The sequence below is a fragment of the Furfurilactobacillus sp. WILCCON 0119 genome (genome assembly GCF_053471565.1).
On sequence record NZ_JBPCCV010000004.1, the window covers coordinates 225,748 to 241,290 of the forward strand.

Annotated in this window: 14 protein-coding genes; 9 read left to right on the forward strand and 5 right to left on the reverse strand. The window is 49.0% G+C overall.

Annotated features, from left to right (window positions below; genetic code table 11):
- Window positions 1–43: 43 nt before the first annotated feature.
- Together ACRYI5_RS08215 and ACRYI5_RS08220 are read right to left on the reverse strand one after the other, a co-directional pair.
- Complete coding sequence (locus tag ACRYI5_RS08215) at window positions 44–982, reverse strand: DMT family transporter (protein WP_448224942.1); 939 nt, start codon at window positions 980–982, stop codon at window positions 44–46.
- 125 nt (window positions 983–1,107) lie between these two features.
- Window positions 1,108–2,019 (reverse strand): proline-specific peptidase family protein, encoded by a 912-nt coding sequence (locus ACRYI5_RS08220; RefSeq protein WP_448224943.1) that lies wholly within the window; start codon window positions 2,017–2,019, stop codon window positions 1,108–1,110.
- A gap of 159 nt (window positions 2,020–2,178) precedes the next feature.
- Between ACRYI5_RS08220 and ACRYI5_RS08225 the strand changes: the two genes are divergently transcribed.
- Genes ACRYI5_RS08225 through ACRYI5_RS08240 form a run of 4 tightly spaced genes read left to right on the forward strand, consistent with a single transcriptional unit; the run spans window position 2,179 to window position 5,139 of the window.
- Window positions 2,179–3,114 carry a DUF805 domain-containing protein gene (locus tag ACRYI5_RS08225; protein WP_448224944.1) on the forward strand — a complete coding sequence of 312 codons (936 nt, stop codon included), beginning with the start codon at window positions 2,179–2,181 and terminating at the stop codon, window positions 3,112–3,114.
- The gene (locus tag ACRYI5_RS08230) at window positions 3,101–4,066 is read left to right on the forward strand and encodes an ABC transporter substrate-binding protein (RefSeq protein ID WP_448224945.1); all 966 of its coding nucleotides are present in this window, start codon (window positions 3,101–3,103) and stop codon (window positions 4,064–4,066) included. The genes ACRYI5_RS08225 and ACRYI5_RS08230 overlap by 14 nt, the downstream gene beginning before the upstream one ends.
- An 18-nt stretch (window positions 4,067–4,084) precedes the next feature.
- A complete protein-coding gene (locus ACRYI5_RS08235; protein WP_407880083.1) occupies window positions 4,085–4,411 on the forward strand; it encodes a hypothetical protein in 327 nt (108 codons plus the stop codon).
- A gap of 26 nt (window positions 4,412–4,437) precedes the next feature.
- Window positions 4,438–5,139 (forward strand): SDR family NAD(P)-dependent oxidoreductase, encoded by a 702-nt coding sequence (locus ACRYI5_RS08240; protein ID WP_407880081.1) that lies wholly within the window; start codon window positions 4,438–4,440, stop codon window positions 5,137–5,139.
- Between the two features lie 32 nt (window positions 5,140–5,171).
- Here ACRYI5_RS08240 and ACRYI5_RS08245 read toward each other — a convergent pair whose 3' ends face one another.
- Both ACRYI5_RS08245 and ACRYI5_RS08250 read right to left on the reverse strand, forming a co-directional pair.
- Entirely contained in the window at window positions 5,172–5,477 is a 306-nt protein-coding gene (locus ACRYI5_RS08245; RefSeq protein WP_448224946.1) for a hypothetical protein, read from the reverse strand.
- 136 nt (window positions 5,478–5,613) lie between these two features.
- On the reverse strand, window positions 5,614–8,043 hold the full coding sequence (locus tag ACRYI5_RS08250; RefSeq protein WP_448224947.1) for a Xaa-Pro dipeptidyl-peptidase: 2,430 nt from the start codon (window positions 8,041–8,043) through the stop codon (window positions 5,614–5,616).
- 435 nt (window positions 8,044–8,478) lie between these two features.
- On the opposite strand from ACRYI5_RS08250, the gene ACRYI5_RS08255 reads away from it, so the two are divergent.
- The 5 genes from ACRYI5_RS08255 (at window position 8,479) to ACRYI5_RS08275 (ending at window position 14,324) form a co-directional block, all read left to right on the forward strand.
- Entirely contained in the window at window positions 8,479–10,110 is a 1,632-nt protein-coding gene (locus ACRYI5_RS08255) for a peptide ABC transporter substrate-binding protein (protein WP_448224948.1), read from the forward strand.
- A 402-nt stretch (window positions 10,111–10,512) separates the two neighbouring features.
- On the forward strand, window positions 10,513–11,613 hold the full coding sequence (locus tag ACRYI5_RS08260; RefSeq protein WP_407880077.1) for an ABC transporter ATP-binding protein: 1,101 nt from the start codon (window positions 10,513–10,515) through the stop codon (window positions 11,611–11,613).
- On the forward strand, window positions 11,610–12,425 hold the full coding sequence (locus ACRYI5_RS08265; RefSeq protein WP_407880076.1) for an ABC transporter permease: 816 nt from the start codon (window positions 11,610–11,612) through the stop codon (window positions 12,423–12,425). Before ACRYI5_RS08260 ends, ACRYI5_RS08265 begins: the two co-directional genes overlap by 4 nt.
- Window positions 12,415–13,248: an ABC transporter permease gene (locus ACRYI5_RS08270; RefSeq protein ID WP_448224949.1), complete on the forward strand. Its 834-nt coding sequence runs from the start codon at window positions 12,415–12,417 to the stop codon at window positions 13,246–13,248. Before ACRYI5_RS08265 ends, ACRYI5_RS08270 begins: the two co-directional genes overlap by 11 nt.
- Entirely contained in the window at window positions 13,245–14,324 is a 1,080-nt protein-coding gene (locus ACRYI5_RS08275) for an ABC transporter substrate-binding protein (protein WP_407880073.1), read from the forward strand. The genes ACRYI5_RS08270 and ACRYI5_RS08275 overlap by 4 nt, the downstream gene beginning before the upstream one ends.
- Before the next feature lie 246 nt (window positions 14,325–14,570).
- Here ACRYI5_RS08275 and ACRYI5_RS08280 read toward each other — a convergent pair whose 3' ends face one another.
- Window positions 14,571–15,485, reverse strand: coding sequence for a DUF4097 family beta strand repeat-containing protein (locus tag ACRYI5_RS08280; RefSeq protein ID WP_407880071.1), 915 nt, complete (start codon window positions 15,483–15,485; stop codon window positions 14,571–14,573).
- Window positions 15,486–15,543 lie beyond the last annotated feature (58 nt).

Here is a 15,543-nt window from a genome sequence, read left to right on the forward strand (position 1 = left end):
GAATCGCCGCTAACGGTCCTTGATGACAGCTTTTTTAATTTAGTTAGAATAATTTGATCAACAAGACACCAACGATCATGATCAGGAGCCCCACAATTTGGAGAAAGACGATCGGATTACGTTTAGCACCGAACAGACCAAACTGATCAACCACAAGCCCCCCAATGATTTGGCCAAACAAAACGATGACCACGGTTAGACCGGTTCCGATGATGGGCACCAGGTAGACGTTTCCAAGAACAAAGAGGGCCCCAATGAACCCACCAAACCAGATCCACCAGGGGTGGCGTGAAATCGCACCGACCGGGAGCCGAAGCCCGTGATTTTGAATGAGCACGGTGATGAGTAACAGCACCGTTCCAATCAGAAAGCTCACGTAAGCGCCCTGAATGGGTGAGTGGAGTAAATACCCAAGATGACCGTTAACGGCTGTCTGGCACGCTGCAAAGCCCCCAAAAACGATGCCTAGTAGTTGCCAAGCACCGCGACCACGATTGGGATGGTCCGCTGACCGTTGATACGTGCTTTTCCGACTTCGATCGGGTAACACAACGGCGCAAACGAAGCCGGCAATCATTAACAGGGCCCCGACCAACCGGAGCCACGTGATTGGGTAGCGGGTGCTGGCAAACCAACCGAAGCCGTCAATGAGCAACCCCATCAAAATTTCTCCGAGAATTGGCATGAGGACGGTTTGGATGCCCCCAAGTTTTGGGAACAGGAGGATGTTTCCGGTTAGATAAACAACCGCTAACACCCCGCCAAGCCAGATCCACCATGGTTGGCTAGCAATAAAGTGTGGTGCAATGATGAGTGAATGACTTGTTATAAGCAACAGGATCGTGAGTAAAATGGTCCCCATGAAAAATGACATGAAGGACGCGAAGTACGGTGACTTTAAGACCCCTTGTAACCGTGAATTAATGGCGGTCTCCATCGGTAGGGCAATCCCAATCGCGATGGCAATCGTAATGGCTAGCATGAAAAATCTCCCCTTTATAAAAGTGCTCATTCTATCGTAACACACTGTTAGCGGCGTAAAAAAAGACTAACTGCCAGTCATGCTGGCGGTTAGTCTTTTGGCGATTCATTTAATCATGTGGATGGTTAGTCATTAAAGCTGTCGTTTTCAACGTCCTTAATGAACTTAGCCAGGTGATCAAAGTAAACGGGAGCATTATCGATCATGTGGTGGTGGCCACCATCTGGCGTTGTTTCCAGGCGGGCATGCGGAATCAACTTCTGCATGGTTTTCGCGGTCTCAACGGGCATGGTTTCATGTTCACCAAACGTAATTAACGTTGGCACCGTGATGTCCTTTAAGCGATCACGGAAGTGCCAGTCCTTCAGCTTACCGGTGATGACAAATTCGTTATCACCCTGGAAAACGTTGTAAACGGGGGTTGCCATGGTTGAAATCAGGTGCGCAATGGCCGCTGGCTTCTTCCGGTCTACGTAGCCGTCGTTTAAGACGTCCACATCGGCTTGGTAACGATCGTTATCGTAGTCGTTCTTGGCTTCACATTCCTTCATGAAGGCCACTTCTTCTGCTGGTAAGGCGTCTTCACGAACCTTGTTGATGTTAGTCACGTATTCGTCAATCTCATCAACCATGGATGAAATGATGGCACCCTTCAAGTGGTCACCGTATTTGGCGGCGTATTCTTGAACAAGCAAGCCACCCCAACTTTGACCGATCAAGTAAAAGTTGTCGATGCCAAGCTTTTGCCGAACTTCTTCAACTTCTTCCAAGAAGTACTCATAGGTTAAGTATTTGTCAGAAGTTGCTTTATCTGAATAGTCAGGTTGGTCTGAATAAAATGACCCAAGTTGATCGTACATGTGAACGGTCACATTTAGGCCTTGCTTACCGAGTTCTTCGGCAAAGTTTTCCCAGTATTCGTGGGTCCCACCAGGGCCTCCGTGCAGACATAGTAAGTGAATGTCGCCAGTGCCCTGTGTGTTTGTCCATAAGTGATACCCGTTATCGAGCGTCATGATGGTGGTTCCTTGTTTCATGGGGTCAGCCTCCTTCGTGTAATGATATTAGTTTATCACGTTTTTAAACGACTGCCGCGTTTTGAGGGAAAAACGTGACATTTCGGGGAATAATTGTGCAATCTGCAACTAACTCCGCTAAAATAAAGCTATTCATTAGTGAGGAAAGGGTGTGCGGACATGAATGTCTGGGCAAATTATGCGGCCAGTTGGCGGGAAACCTTTAATTATCATGGCAAGACACGGCGACGTGACTTTTGGGCAGCCATGATTGGCATGGTGGTGATGACCATCGTGATGGCAACGGTGTTATCTGCCGGATTTAGTTTGAGCAACACAGTGGCGGTGCCGTTACGACTAGTATTAGACCTTTTTTACATCGCCCAATTTTTACCGTACCTAAGCATGTCGGTTCGTCGGTTACACAGCATTAATCTGCCGGGTCGTTACCAGTGGTTGATGGTGCTGCCAGGCGTTCACATGATCGTTTTGCATGCATTACCGGAGGCGACCAAAGATTCACGGGCGCCATGGTATCAGATGATGTCACCAGATGGTGAGCCAGTGCCGGCCGTTGTGGATCGAAACGGATACGTGCACGGGATCCTTGCAAACGCGTTTAGCATGATGTGGCATAACTTTTTCAACTTCAAACAGACGACGTCACGGGGCAACTATCTGTGGTCGCGACTGGCCTGGATGATTTTTTCCGTTGCCTATGGTGCAGTGTGGCTTGTCGTTGGCGTGTTTTGGATGATGGCCCGTGGGTTTGCGGTGCAAGCGGCTGGTGGAACAAGCCTTGATAATGCAACAGCGGGTAGTTTAATTGGATTAGCGGGCATTGTGTACTTATCATTATTAATTCCGATTTTATCGTTAACGGCACGCCGGTTACATGATCAGGCGCTGAGTGGTTGGTGGTCCGCCCTGATTTTAACGGGGAGCATCGGGCAACTGATCGTGACATTGCTGGCGATTTTACCCGCTAAAGCGGATCAACAAACGTATCCACCGGCTGACGGTGGTGTTTTGAAGCCAGTGGTTGAGCAACCATCCGTTGAAGTGTTTTATCCGACGAAGACCACAGTGGAGGCCCCCCACGATGAACAAGGTTAGTCGGTGGGTTGTTGTTGGCATTAGTCTTTGCGTCGGTTTACTGGGGCTAACGGCCTGCGGTAATCACCAGAAACCGTCAGCCACAACGGCATCACCAAAGCAAACCAACCTAAATTTTGCGGTGGGACCATCCATTGATGCCTTGCCGGTTTACGTTGCTGAGACTCAGGGCTACTTTGGGGCGCAGCATTTGCGGGTGAACTTAACAAACGTAGCGCAACCAGCCGACCGTGTCAGTGGTGTGAACACGGGCCAATTTAACGGGGCGATCAGCGGCCTGCCAGAATTCATGACCACAAGCGGCACGTCACCCACAGGAAAGGTGGTCGCCTCAGCAACCAATTATGTGGCGGTGATGACCACAACAGATACGGTCACCAAATTGACAGACTTAAAGCACGCAACGGTCGGAACCCTGGCTAATTCGACACAGGCTTACGCACTGAGTGAATTGCTAGATGAGCAAAAGGTCAACGCGAAGACGGTGGCCATTAAGACGGCTGGAAGTGAAACGGAATTAATGACCGCGTTGACAAACCAAACGGCGGGAGCGGTAACGTTAACGGATCCCAATGCAAGTCGCAGCCGCCGTGATGGCGCACGAACGATTGCCCAAACAACGGCGGGGCAGGCGGATACGGGGATCATCTTTTCACAACAGATGTTGACCAAGCACGCGGCTGCCGTCAAGGCGTTTATAACGGCCTATAATCAAGCAGTGGATTACATTAATGCGCACCCTGATACGATGAGTTACCAAGATGTTCTGGTTAATTCGTTGGGGTATCCGGGTGATAATTTAAGCGCACTAGCGTTGCCGCATTTTGAGCACGCAACCACGATTAAACATTCACGGGTGACGGCGGTTCGGGACTGGTTATTGACGACTAATTCTGGGTTAAACCTTGCACCAGTGAACGATTATCGTTCAACGATACTAACCACAAAATAAAGTGAGGATGTTAAACACATGATGAAGTTTTTTTCAGTTCTAGTGACCTTTGCCATCGCAATCTATGGAATCTGGGTGATCGTTGCGGCCCAACGAAAGTCGAGCCGGCCGGCTCAACAGTACCAACTGTGGTTATTGGTTGGGGGAATTATGATTTTGTGTCAGGTGCTGTTCAAAAGTGACCGGTTGTTAGGTGTTGTGTTGCTATTTGCCGGCTGTGTCGTGGTTTCGATCATTAATTACTTAATTGACAGAGGTGAACACGGGACCGTTAATTGGCGGAACCATAGTTTACGGGCATTGTTGGAATTAGTTTTGGTTGTCTGGGCAGCCTTAGCCGGATAATTAGCGGGTATAAAAGGAGAAGTTAGATGGCAAAGACGGTGTTAATTACCGGTGCGACTCGCGGCATTGGGTACGCATTGGCTGAAAAATACGTTGCAGACGGTGATTTGGTGCTGGTCGGAACCCGTGACTTAGACCGGGGGTTAGAGGCCATCGACCATTTGCGCGCTAATGGTGGTCAAGCACGGCTGCTTCAGATCGACTTGTTGGATCAGGGAAGTGTTATGCAGGCAGCTCAATGGGTCGGACAACAGTTTGGCCAGTTGGATCTGCTGATTAATAATGCGGGAATCTTTGATGACCACGATGTGTTAGCCAGTCATGAGGATGCAGAAAGTTTACGACAAACGTTTGACGTGAACGTTTTAGGAACGTACTTGGTCACGCAACAAATGCTGCCCTGGCTTCAGGCGGCTCACGGAATGGTGATCAGTATGTCAGATCAGCTAGCAACGTTCACAAACTTTGCGACGGAACAGCCAACAACGGGATTGGGGCAACGATTATCGCGGATGAGCGTTAATGCCATGACGGTGCTGTTCCAAAACGAACTGGCCGGTGCGGTGCAATTTCGCGCGGTGACACCAGGCGAAATTGCAAGTAGTCCGGCACGAAAGGGCGGCCAACCGGTTTCTGTGGCGGTTGATTTAATTCAACAAATTGACGCCCATAAGGCGACGGATTGGGATGGCAAGCTAATCGGTGTAAACGGCATCGTGGAATTTTAAAACAGAGCGAGCCAAGGCGCGTTTAGGCCCACTCAGGTAAGCAAAACCAGGCGCTTCATGGTGATTTTTCCATGGAGTGCCTGGTTTTGCTTAGATGAGCAGAGGTCTGCGCCTTGGCTCGCGTTTAGAAGCGGCAACGACAGGCACTTCATGGTGATTTTTCCATGGAGTGCCTGGTTTTGCTTAGATGAGCAGAGGTCTGCGCCTTGGCTCGCGTTTAGAAGCGGCAACGACAGGCGCTTCATGGTGATTTTTCCATGGAGTGCCTGTTTTTGTTTAGATGAGCAGAGGTCTGCGCCTTGGCTCGCGTTTAGAAGCGGCAACGACAGGCGCTTCATGGTGATTTTTACATGGAGTGCCTGGTTTTGCTTAGATGAGACGGGGGTCTGCGGCTTGGCTCGCGTTTAGAAGCAGATGAAAGTAAAGCACCGGCATTCTCTAACTTAGAGAATGCCGGTGCTTTTAAAAATGCTGTTAGTGGAGCGGAACATCCACATAACTATGATCTAACGCAATGGAGTAGCGCAAATCCTGGTTGCCACGAACTGTCATCCCAAAATCAGTTGCATACACAACAAGGCCAAGCTGATGACCCGCTGGCACACGGTAGAAGGTGGGCTGAAGTTCAATGTCGACATCGTAAAATTCATTGGGCTTGAGTTCTTCGTTTTGCCATGGGTGCCGGCGATTTTGAAGGTTGATGTGGCCCTTAGTAATCATCTTAAACGGAGTCGCTTGGCTCGCCAGCATGAATTCGCGAAGATTATCATCACGCCAGTGGAAGCCAAGATCGAGGCCATGAGGATCAAGGGTGGTTGGCGTTTCATTGAGGCGTTTAGCGTCACCATAATCGACCAGTTGGAAGCTCAAAAGGCCTAATGGCTGGTTAACCGCCACGGTAACGTGAACGGTGGGGTTACCGTCGATGACTTGTAGCTCATTGAGCTGTGCGGAGCGCATTAAGAGCCGATTTTGGTCGAGGGCGTTCTTAGTGGGCGTTAGCAAGTCCGTTTCCCAGGCGCTGTTGTGAGCGGCGTAGTGGGCAAACGTTTCTTCGGGTAACTGATCACTGAATGATTGGGCGCCGTGATTAGCTGGAACGTCGCTCAATTCGTCATTGGCAAAGTAATAACGGTGGGTAGGCTGGGTTTCGTTTGCCCAATCGGTCGCTGGCGTCCAGGTTTCTGGCGTGAGGTTATCCTGGATCAACACATCTGGGAGTTGTTCCACGGCGCCGTTATCCACTCCGTACAGTTCGTGGCTCAACCAGAGGTTCATCATGTCGGTAAAGTCGAGGGACCGAAAGGCGTTGATATAGATGTGTTGGCCTTGATGAAGAATGAGCTTTTTGGCGACGGGAACATGACGCAAACCAGCCCATAAACGCTCAACGTTACGTGGTTTGACGTTCCAGTCGTTTAAGCCGTGGACCATCACGATGTCTGCGGTGATGTTATCAATGTTCTTTCGATAATTGCGTTCATCCCAAAAGGCATTATAATTGCCGGATTCACGATCCATCGCGGTCGCCATTGCGGCCATTTGCGCATCGAAAAATGGTTTGATGGCGTAATAATCAGCGGGACGTTTCATCCGACTAAACGTTTCCACCGCGAGGACGTCAGCGTCTTCACCAGGAAACCCACCGGGGGCCACAACTAAGCCGTTTTCACGATAATAGTCATACCATGAAGAAATGGCGGCCTCAGAGATGATCGTTTTCAATCCCTTGACGCCCGTCGTGGCCGCCGCTGTGGCTAACGTCCCAAGGTAAGAGCGGCCGGTCATTGCAATGCTGCCATTACACCACCAGGCGGTGATGGCGATGTTATCCTGACGGTTAGTAAAGGCTTTACGTGAGCCGTTTAACCATTCAATAACGGCCGTTGTGGCTTTTGTTTGTTCCTCTGAACCACATGTTTGAACCCCGTCAGAATCAATGGTCCCAATGCCAGCTGCATAAACGACGGCAAAGCCACGGGCCAAGAAGTAATCGTTCAGGGTATAGCTTTTTTCACGCCCAAACGTTTCTTCAGCGACGGTCGTGTGACCAGCAACGCTCCGTGGTGCAGGGAGTGGATCAGGCGCCGCTACCGGCGCAAAGTCAGCCTCAGTTGTCGTGGACACCGGCTTTTGGGTTAGCGGCACGTTCATGTCGTGCATGAGTGCGTCGCCAGCCTCGTCGTTGACCCCTTGGTTGTACGGACTTGCGGTATAGAGGGCCGGGACCGTTAAACCAGTATTGGTGTCCAGTGGGCGAAGAATTTCGGCCTTTAGGAGGTCAAGATGACCGTCGTGATCGCTATCAACGTCACTTTCCACGTACACAACCTCGCGAATAAGGGTTGCCTGATCAAAAACTGGCTGGGCCTTTCCGTTAAAGAACAGTGGCTTTTCTGATGCAGGAAGATCATAAAACGGAACGAAGTAGCCGTTAACAGCAAGCTGGTCTAGGTAAGTTTGCCCGTTCTTGTTGTGGGTGGTGAGCAGTAAGTACCATGCAGCGAGCACATCTTCTTTTGTCCAGTCGGTGGTGGCGCTTGGGTGAACAGGCAATTGGATGCGGTTCATGGCGGTCAGTGGATCAGCAAGATCAAAGTCAACGGGCGTTAAAAACCCGAGAAGTTGCAGGGCAACTCGATAAAAGACGTCACTGGTAACCGGTTGTTCTTGGTCAAGCCAAGTCGCTAAATCCATTGTTGGTGTGGCCAGAAAGCCAGCGAGTTTAATGTCAAACGCGCTTCCTGTGGTCACATCAAGAAACGCTTTCCGTAAGAGTAATCGGTAAGCAAATGTACCTGTGGGGGTATGGGCAATAACATCGTCATAAAAGTGCACGTGCTGGAGCTCTGTAAGAGCGGTCGAATAATCGACGTCGAGGCGAGCAAATTGATTATTTTTCATGTGAATACTCCTTGAGGCAAAAAGATATAATTCATTATAGCGCTTTCTTTTTTGAAGCGGATCAGCTAACGATCGGAAAGAATTTTATTGACTTTTGCACTTATGTTCAGTAAGTTTAACGGTAGGAAATTACGGGAGGTAACCATGATGATGTCCACAATGAACCTTGTTGAATCTGCTACTTGTACACAATGTCTGTGTGCTTGTTTTAGTGTGGTTCAACAGGTGGGCATCTAGGTTACAGCGTCGTGGTTAATTAGACGAGGTAAACTAGGCTCGACCACTTGTTGGTCGGGCCTTTTATGTTGTCATTATGGAGGTTAAGCGAAGATGAAACGATGTTGTCTGAACGTGTGTAACCAGTTAGAACAGTGTGAATATTAATTATAGCCATCATTAAAAAATAATTCGTAAAGAAAGTACGGGGCGAAGAGTGTGGGACGTTTACAGTTAAAGAAAACCGGACGCATCATGAGTGTGGCTGCAATGCTTATCGTAGCGGCAGTTACGTTAGCAGCATGTGGCAATAATAAGCAGGCAACAACCAGTAAGAATAATTTTCGAATTGGGACCGTTGACGCATTAGCAACGTTGAACAGTAACAAATATTCTGACATCAGTTCTGGCGAAGCCATCCAAAACTCAATTGAGGGCTTGTACCGAATTGGTAAGGATGGAAAACCAGTGTTAGCGGGCGCAGAATCCGTGAAGGTATCACAGGATCAAAAGGTGTACACGTTTACGCTGCGAAAGAACAAGTGGACGAACGGCGATGACGTAACAGCCGCCAACTATGTGTACGCATGGCAGAAGGTGGTTGATCCCACAACAGGGTCACCAAACTCACAAAACATGGACGCATTGGCCAATGGTCAGGATGTTCGGCTTGGGAAAAAGCCCCTTTCTGATTTAGGGGTCAAAGCACTGGGCAAACGCACGTTGCAAGTGACGTTGGCAAACCCGATCACGTACCTGAACCAATTATTGGCAACGGCACCGTACGCACCACAGGATGAAGCGTACGTTAAGAAACAGGGGGCTGCCTACGGGACGAGCTCTGAACACGCCATTTACAACGGGCCGTTTAAAGTGACCGGTTGGACGGGAACAAACGACAAGTGGACGTTTGTAAAGAACAACGACTACTGGGGCGCCAAGGACGTGAAGATCAAGAAGATTTCCATGTCGACGGTTAAGTCTGAAAGTACCGCGGCAAACCTGTATCAATCAGGTAAGCTCGACTTTATTGATCTCGATAATGAATACGTCAAGCAGTATAAGGGGCGTGAGGGCTACCACAGTCGGAAAATTCCGGCCATTGGGTACCTTAACTTCAATACGAAGCGGGCGGCAACGGCAAACGTGCACATTCGGCGGGCGCTGGCAACGGGCTTCAATAAGTCGCAATTAACGAATAACGTGTTACAGGATGGGTCCACACCGCTGAACGGGATGGTTCCGGCTAACTTTGTTTCAAACGCAAACGGTGAAGACTTCCGGAAGTACAGTGGCGATTTGACACCGTACGACAAGAAGTATGCTCAAAAGGAATTTAAGGAAGGGCTCCGTGAACTAGGGAAGAAAAACCTCACGTTGGAATTCTTATCAGCTGATACACCAGAATCAAAGGCTGTCGCAGAATTCATGCAGAGCTCGTACGAAAAGACCTTGCCAGGATTGAAGATCAACGTGCGTGAAGTGCCGTTGAAGCAGCGGTTAAACTTCGGTCATAATTACCAATTCGACATCATTTACGGAATTTGGAGTCCTGATTACCAAGATCCTTACCAATTCATTACGGATGGTGGGGCATACCACTTGGATGATGACTACAAGAACCCAACGTACTTGAAGGACGTGGCGGAAGCGAACACGACTTACGCAACGAACCCAACGAAGCGGTGGGAAGTCTTAAAGGATGCTGAACATCAGATTGTAAAGAATGACGCGTTTGCGGCACCGGTCTTCCAGGGCGCTTACGTGTACATGCAACGACCAGACGTCAAGGGCTTAACGATTGATCCAAACGGAACGTCATTGTTCTTCCGCGACGTTTATATCAAGTAGGTTAGGAGAGCGATTAAAACGCCGTTTAGGCCTACTCAGGTAACGTAAAAGCGCACCTACGGACGGTCTTTGTCCGTGGGTGCGCTTTTACGTTAGATGAGAAGAGGTCTGACGGTTTAATCGCGTTTTCGGCAGTCAGAACTAGTACGGACGCTCTTTGTCCGTGGGTGCGCTTTTACGTTAGATGAGAAGAGGACTGACGGTTTAATCGCGTTTTCGGCAGTCAGAACCATTCAACGATGATCACTTGATCCTGCGCGGGGTCAGGTGGATTTATTACATGGCGTTAACACTTAACGGACGTCATGAAATTTGCTAGTTATTTACGTTATTTTCGGGTACTATGAAAGCCGATAGAAACCGCATGAGAGTGCAGATTTAATGGTGATGGAGGGAACACGCTTGGCAAAAACCATTATTGAATTTAAGAACATCGTGAAGCGCTACGATGACACCACGGTTCTTAAAGGGATTGATTTTGAAATTGAACAAGGAAAATTTTATACGCTCCTCGGCCCGTCTGGTTGTGGGAAAACCACAATTTTGCGGCTGATTGCGGGCTTTACGGATGCCACCAGTGGGGACGTCCTCTTTGACGGCAAACGGATCAACGACGTCCCGGCAAATAAGCGAAAAGTAAACACGGTCTTTCAGGATTATGCATTATTTCCGCATTTAAACGTTTTTGATAACGTGGCCTTTCCGTTGACCTTGCGTAAAGTGGCGAAGGCGGAAATGAAAACCCGGGTCCTGGATGCGCTAAAAATGGTGCAATTATCTGGTTTTGAAAACCGCGAAATCAACGAACTATCTGGCGGTCAGCAGCAGCGGGTGGCGATTGCGCGTGCCATCGTCAATGAACCGGACGTCTTGTTGCTTGATGAACCGCTGTCAGCGTTAGACATGAAACTTCGTAAAGAAATGCAGTATGAGCTTCGTGCATTGCAACAACGGTTGGGAATCACGTTTATTTTTGTGACGCATGACCAGGAAGAGGCCTTGGCCATGAGTGATGAAATTTTTGTGTTAAACAGCGGCCAAATCTTACAAACCGGAACGCCAGTGGACATTTATGATGAACCAATCAACCACTTTGTCGCTGATTTTATTGGTGAAAGTAACATTGTTCGTGGGCGAATGGTTCGTGATTACCGGGTCATGTTTGCCGGTAAGGAGTTTGATTGTGTGGACGCCGGGATGAAGCCAAATGAGCCGGTTGAGGTTGTCCTTCGACCTGAAGACTTAGACATCACCACGGTGGATCAGGGGATGCTGGATATTACGGTTGATACGCAGCTGTTTCGCGGCGTGTTCTTTGAAATTACCGGCCACGATGAAACGGGTAATCCGTGGCGCATCCAATCCATTCACCGAACGGAAGTGGGGGCTCAAGTGGGCCTGTTCTTTGATCCGGAGGACATTCACGTCATGCGGTTTAACGAGTCCGAGGAAGATTTTGATGCTCGGCTGGAAACGTATGAAGGTGAGGAATCAGACCGGTGAAACAGAATAAACTTTTTTATTACATTCCGTATGGCTTGTGGCTTGCACTGTTTGTGGTCGCACCGGTGATCCTGATTGTTTATCAATCATTTTTCAACGTTGCGGGGCACGCAACGTTAGGAAACTACGCCACGTATTTTCAGTCCAGTGTGTACCTGAAAATGACGTTTAACTCCGTGTGGTACGCCTTTTTGATTACGCTGATCACCCTTTTGATCAGTTACCCAACGGCGTATTTACTGAATCAATTAAAGCATAAACAGTTATGGCTTCTTTTGATCATTTTACCTACGTGGATCAACCTCTTATTAAAGACGTACGCCTTTATTGGCCTGCTTTCACGCAGTGGGTCCGTAGATAGTTTTTTGTCCCTAGTTGGGATTGGCCCAAAGCAACTCCTGTTTACAGACGCGAGCTTTTTGTTCGTGGCGACCTACATTGAAATTCCGTTTATGATTCTTCCAATCTACAACGCGATTGCAGAGCTAAAACCATCGTATGTGAATGCCAGCCGCGATTTAGGGGCCAGTCCGTGGCAAACGTTTAGTCGGGTCATCTTTCCGTTGACCTTGGATGGCGTGAAGGCAGGGGTTCAAGCTGTTTTTATCCCGTCACTATCACTATTCATGATTACCCGCTTGATTGGGGGAAACCGTGTGATTACGCTGGGGACTGCAATTGAACAGCACTTCCTGGTTACCCAAAACTGGGGCATGGGGTCCACGATTGGGGTTGTCCTAATTGTGGCCATGTTGCTAACGATGCTGGTTACTGGCGAACGGAGAAAGGGGGCCAAACGCCATGAAAAGTAAATTATCAGGGTGGGCGCGCACCTATCTGATCGTGGTCTTCGTCATTTTGTACGCACCGATTCTATTCTTGGTGCTGTACTCATTTAGCAAGGGCAACACGATGGGCCATTTTCAGGGCTTTACGTGGGCGCATTACCAAACGCTGTTTAATGACCCCCGGTTACTTCAAATCGTCTTAAACACGCTAATTGTGGCCCTCCTGTCGTCGTTATGCGCGACGATTGTCGGGACGGCGGGGGCATTGGCCGTTTATGAGACCCGGCACCGGGCCATTCGGCAAACGGTGTTATCGTTTAACAATATTTTGATGGTCTCACCCGACGTCATCATCGGGGCCAGTTTTCTGATTTTCTTCACGATGTTAGGGCTGCGACTGGGCTTTGTGTCAGTGTTGCTTAGCCACATTGCCTTTTCCATTCCGATCGTTGTGTTGTTGGTCCTACCAAAGCTAAACGAAATGAACGCCTCAATGATTTCAGCCGCGGCTGATTTAGGTGCAAATGCGTGGCAAACGTTGACACGCGTGATTTTACCAGCCATCATGCCCGGTATTTTAGCGGGTTTCTTCATGGCAATCACCTATTCGTTGGATGACTTTGCTGTCACGTTCTTTGTAACAGGAAACGGCTTCTCAACGCTATCCGTGGAAATTTACTCGCGTGCGCGGCAGGGGGTCGACCTTGAGATCAACGCGTTGTCAGCGTTGTGGTTCCTTGTTTCGTTAGTGCTCATTGCGGGGTACTATGTGTTTGGTCAGGCACACCAGAGCCGGAAGGTGAAGAACCGCTTGCGTAATGAACAAACTGAGGCGGTGATCAAATGAAACGGCTAATGAGTTTGGTGATTGCAGTTTTAGCAATTAGTGCAGGGCTAGCGGTGATGTCACAGCACCTCCAGCGGTCACAAGGTATCACGGGGACTGGCGACAACGTGCTAAACCTCTATAACTGGGGCGATTATATCGACCCGGCATTAATTAAAAAGTTTGAACATGAAACGGGGATTCACGTTTCTTACCAAACGTTTGATAGTAACGAATCAATGTTTACTAAGATCAAGCAGGGTGGCACCTCGTATGATTTGACCGTGCCGAGTGAGTACATGGTTCAGCGGATGAAGGCCGATCACCTGTTGAAAAAGTTGGATCAACGGCAGTTAACGGGGATGAACAACGTCTCGCCGCAGTTTAAAAATCTGGCGTTTGATCCGCACAATGAATACTCGGTTCCATACTTTTGGGGAACGCTGGGGATTGTTTATAACGATAAATTTGTGAAACCCGGGACCATTACCGGCTGGAATGATCTGTGGTCGCCACAGTTCAAGGACAACATTATGTTGGTGGACTCGTCCAGAGACATTCTGGGGATGGCGTTAATGGCCCAGGGTCACTCGGTGAACACGACTAGCACGACGCAACTAAACGCGGCGGAGCGCAAGCTAACGACGCTGACACCAAACGTGAAGGCCGTTTTAGATGATGAGATCATGATGTACATGGAGCAAAATGAGGCCGCTGTGGCCGTGACCTACTCTGGCAATGCAGCGGAGATGATCAGTAACAATGATCACCTGCACTATGTCATTCCGAAAGAGGGCACGAACCTCTGGGTGGATAGTTTTGTGATTCCAAAGACGGCCAAACATGTGAAGGCGGCTTACGCGTTCATCAACTTTATGAACCGACCAGAAAATGCTAAACAAAACGCGGCCTACGTTGGGTATTCAACGCCCAACAGTGCGGCAGAGAAACTGTTGCCAGCGGCGGTGCGTAACGATAAGGAATTTTATCCAAGCGCTAGTGTGGTGAAGAATACGCAGATCTATCAGGATCTGGGTGTGAAGGACACGGGATTGTATAACGATCTGTTCCTGCAATTTAAGATGTTTAGAAAATAAGGAGAGCGAACTGAAGCGCGTTTAGGCTCCCTCATCTAAGAGAAACACCCCCTTTATGGACGTTCTTTGTTCATGAAGGGGGTGTTTCTCTTAGATGAGTCGAAGCCTGCGCTTCTGTTCGCGTTTTCGGCAGTCAGAACAAGACTGGGTTAAGACGCTGTTTGAAGCGTAAACAAAAACGGTGGTTAAAACGGGGCCAATTAAGCCCGGTTTTAACCACCGTTTTTTTTATTGAAAAGCAAAAGGTTATCGTGCTTCTAAAGCGAGTGACCCAACAACCGTTAACATGCTGATCGTGATGTCTGAGGGGCCGCCGACAGCGCCCGTTTGATAACTGCGTTCGTTGTTTGCAAAGTGGGCCATTTCTGGTGTTTTTAAGCTTCCAATGGACGTTTCAAGGTTAAAACTGTAAGCCAACGCGCGGGGAACCTGTAAACGAACGGAACCAGCGGATGATTCGGCGGATAAGTTGCCGTCAACGTCGGTAAAGGCCAGCTTGGCGCTTCCACTAGTGACCGTGAACTTACCGTGGCCATGGGCATCGTTTAACTTTAAAGCCCCAGCAGCGCAGTGAATAGCGTAGGCCCCTTTGGTGTTCATGAGGGTCACGTTACCACTCATGGCGTCGATCGTGTACATGTCTGCGGTAAGATCTTCGCCCTGGATGTTGCCCGTCACGGAATCGATGGTCAAGCAGGTCATGGACAGATCAAGGAGGGTAATGGGCCCGTTTGTTGAACTGATGGCTAAACTTCGAAGGTGGTGTAGGTTCGTTAGTTTGATGGGGCCGCTAACAGAACTGATTTCTAACCGGCCGTGATACGCGGCGGGAATGTCGAGCTCAATACGGATTCGGAGGTTATCGCGCGCCGGTCTTGCGCCAGCATTGATGCTTAATGTGCGATCGTTTTCCTGCACATTTGCGTAGTAACTTTCGTCATCCACCAGCATGTATTCACGCATGGTGAGTTCACCGCGATCGGTTGACTGGACGACGATTTCTGCGGCTGAATAGTTGACCGTGATGTGGTCAACGGCTGCTAAACTTCGGGAAAAGGCGTTGACGAGAAGCGGCTTTTTTGTGTCCATGCCAATTTCAATGGCGACTTTCCCCTGATTATTATGTGCACGATGAATAAAAAAACTGCCGAACGATTTCATGGAGCTCCACCACCAAAATATGATTTTAACTGTATCCTAGCATTGCAAAGCGTTGCTG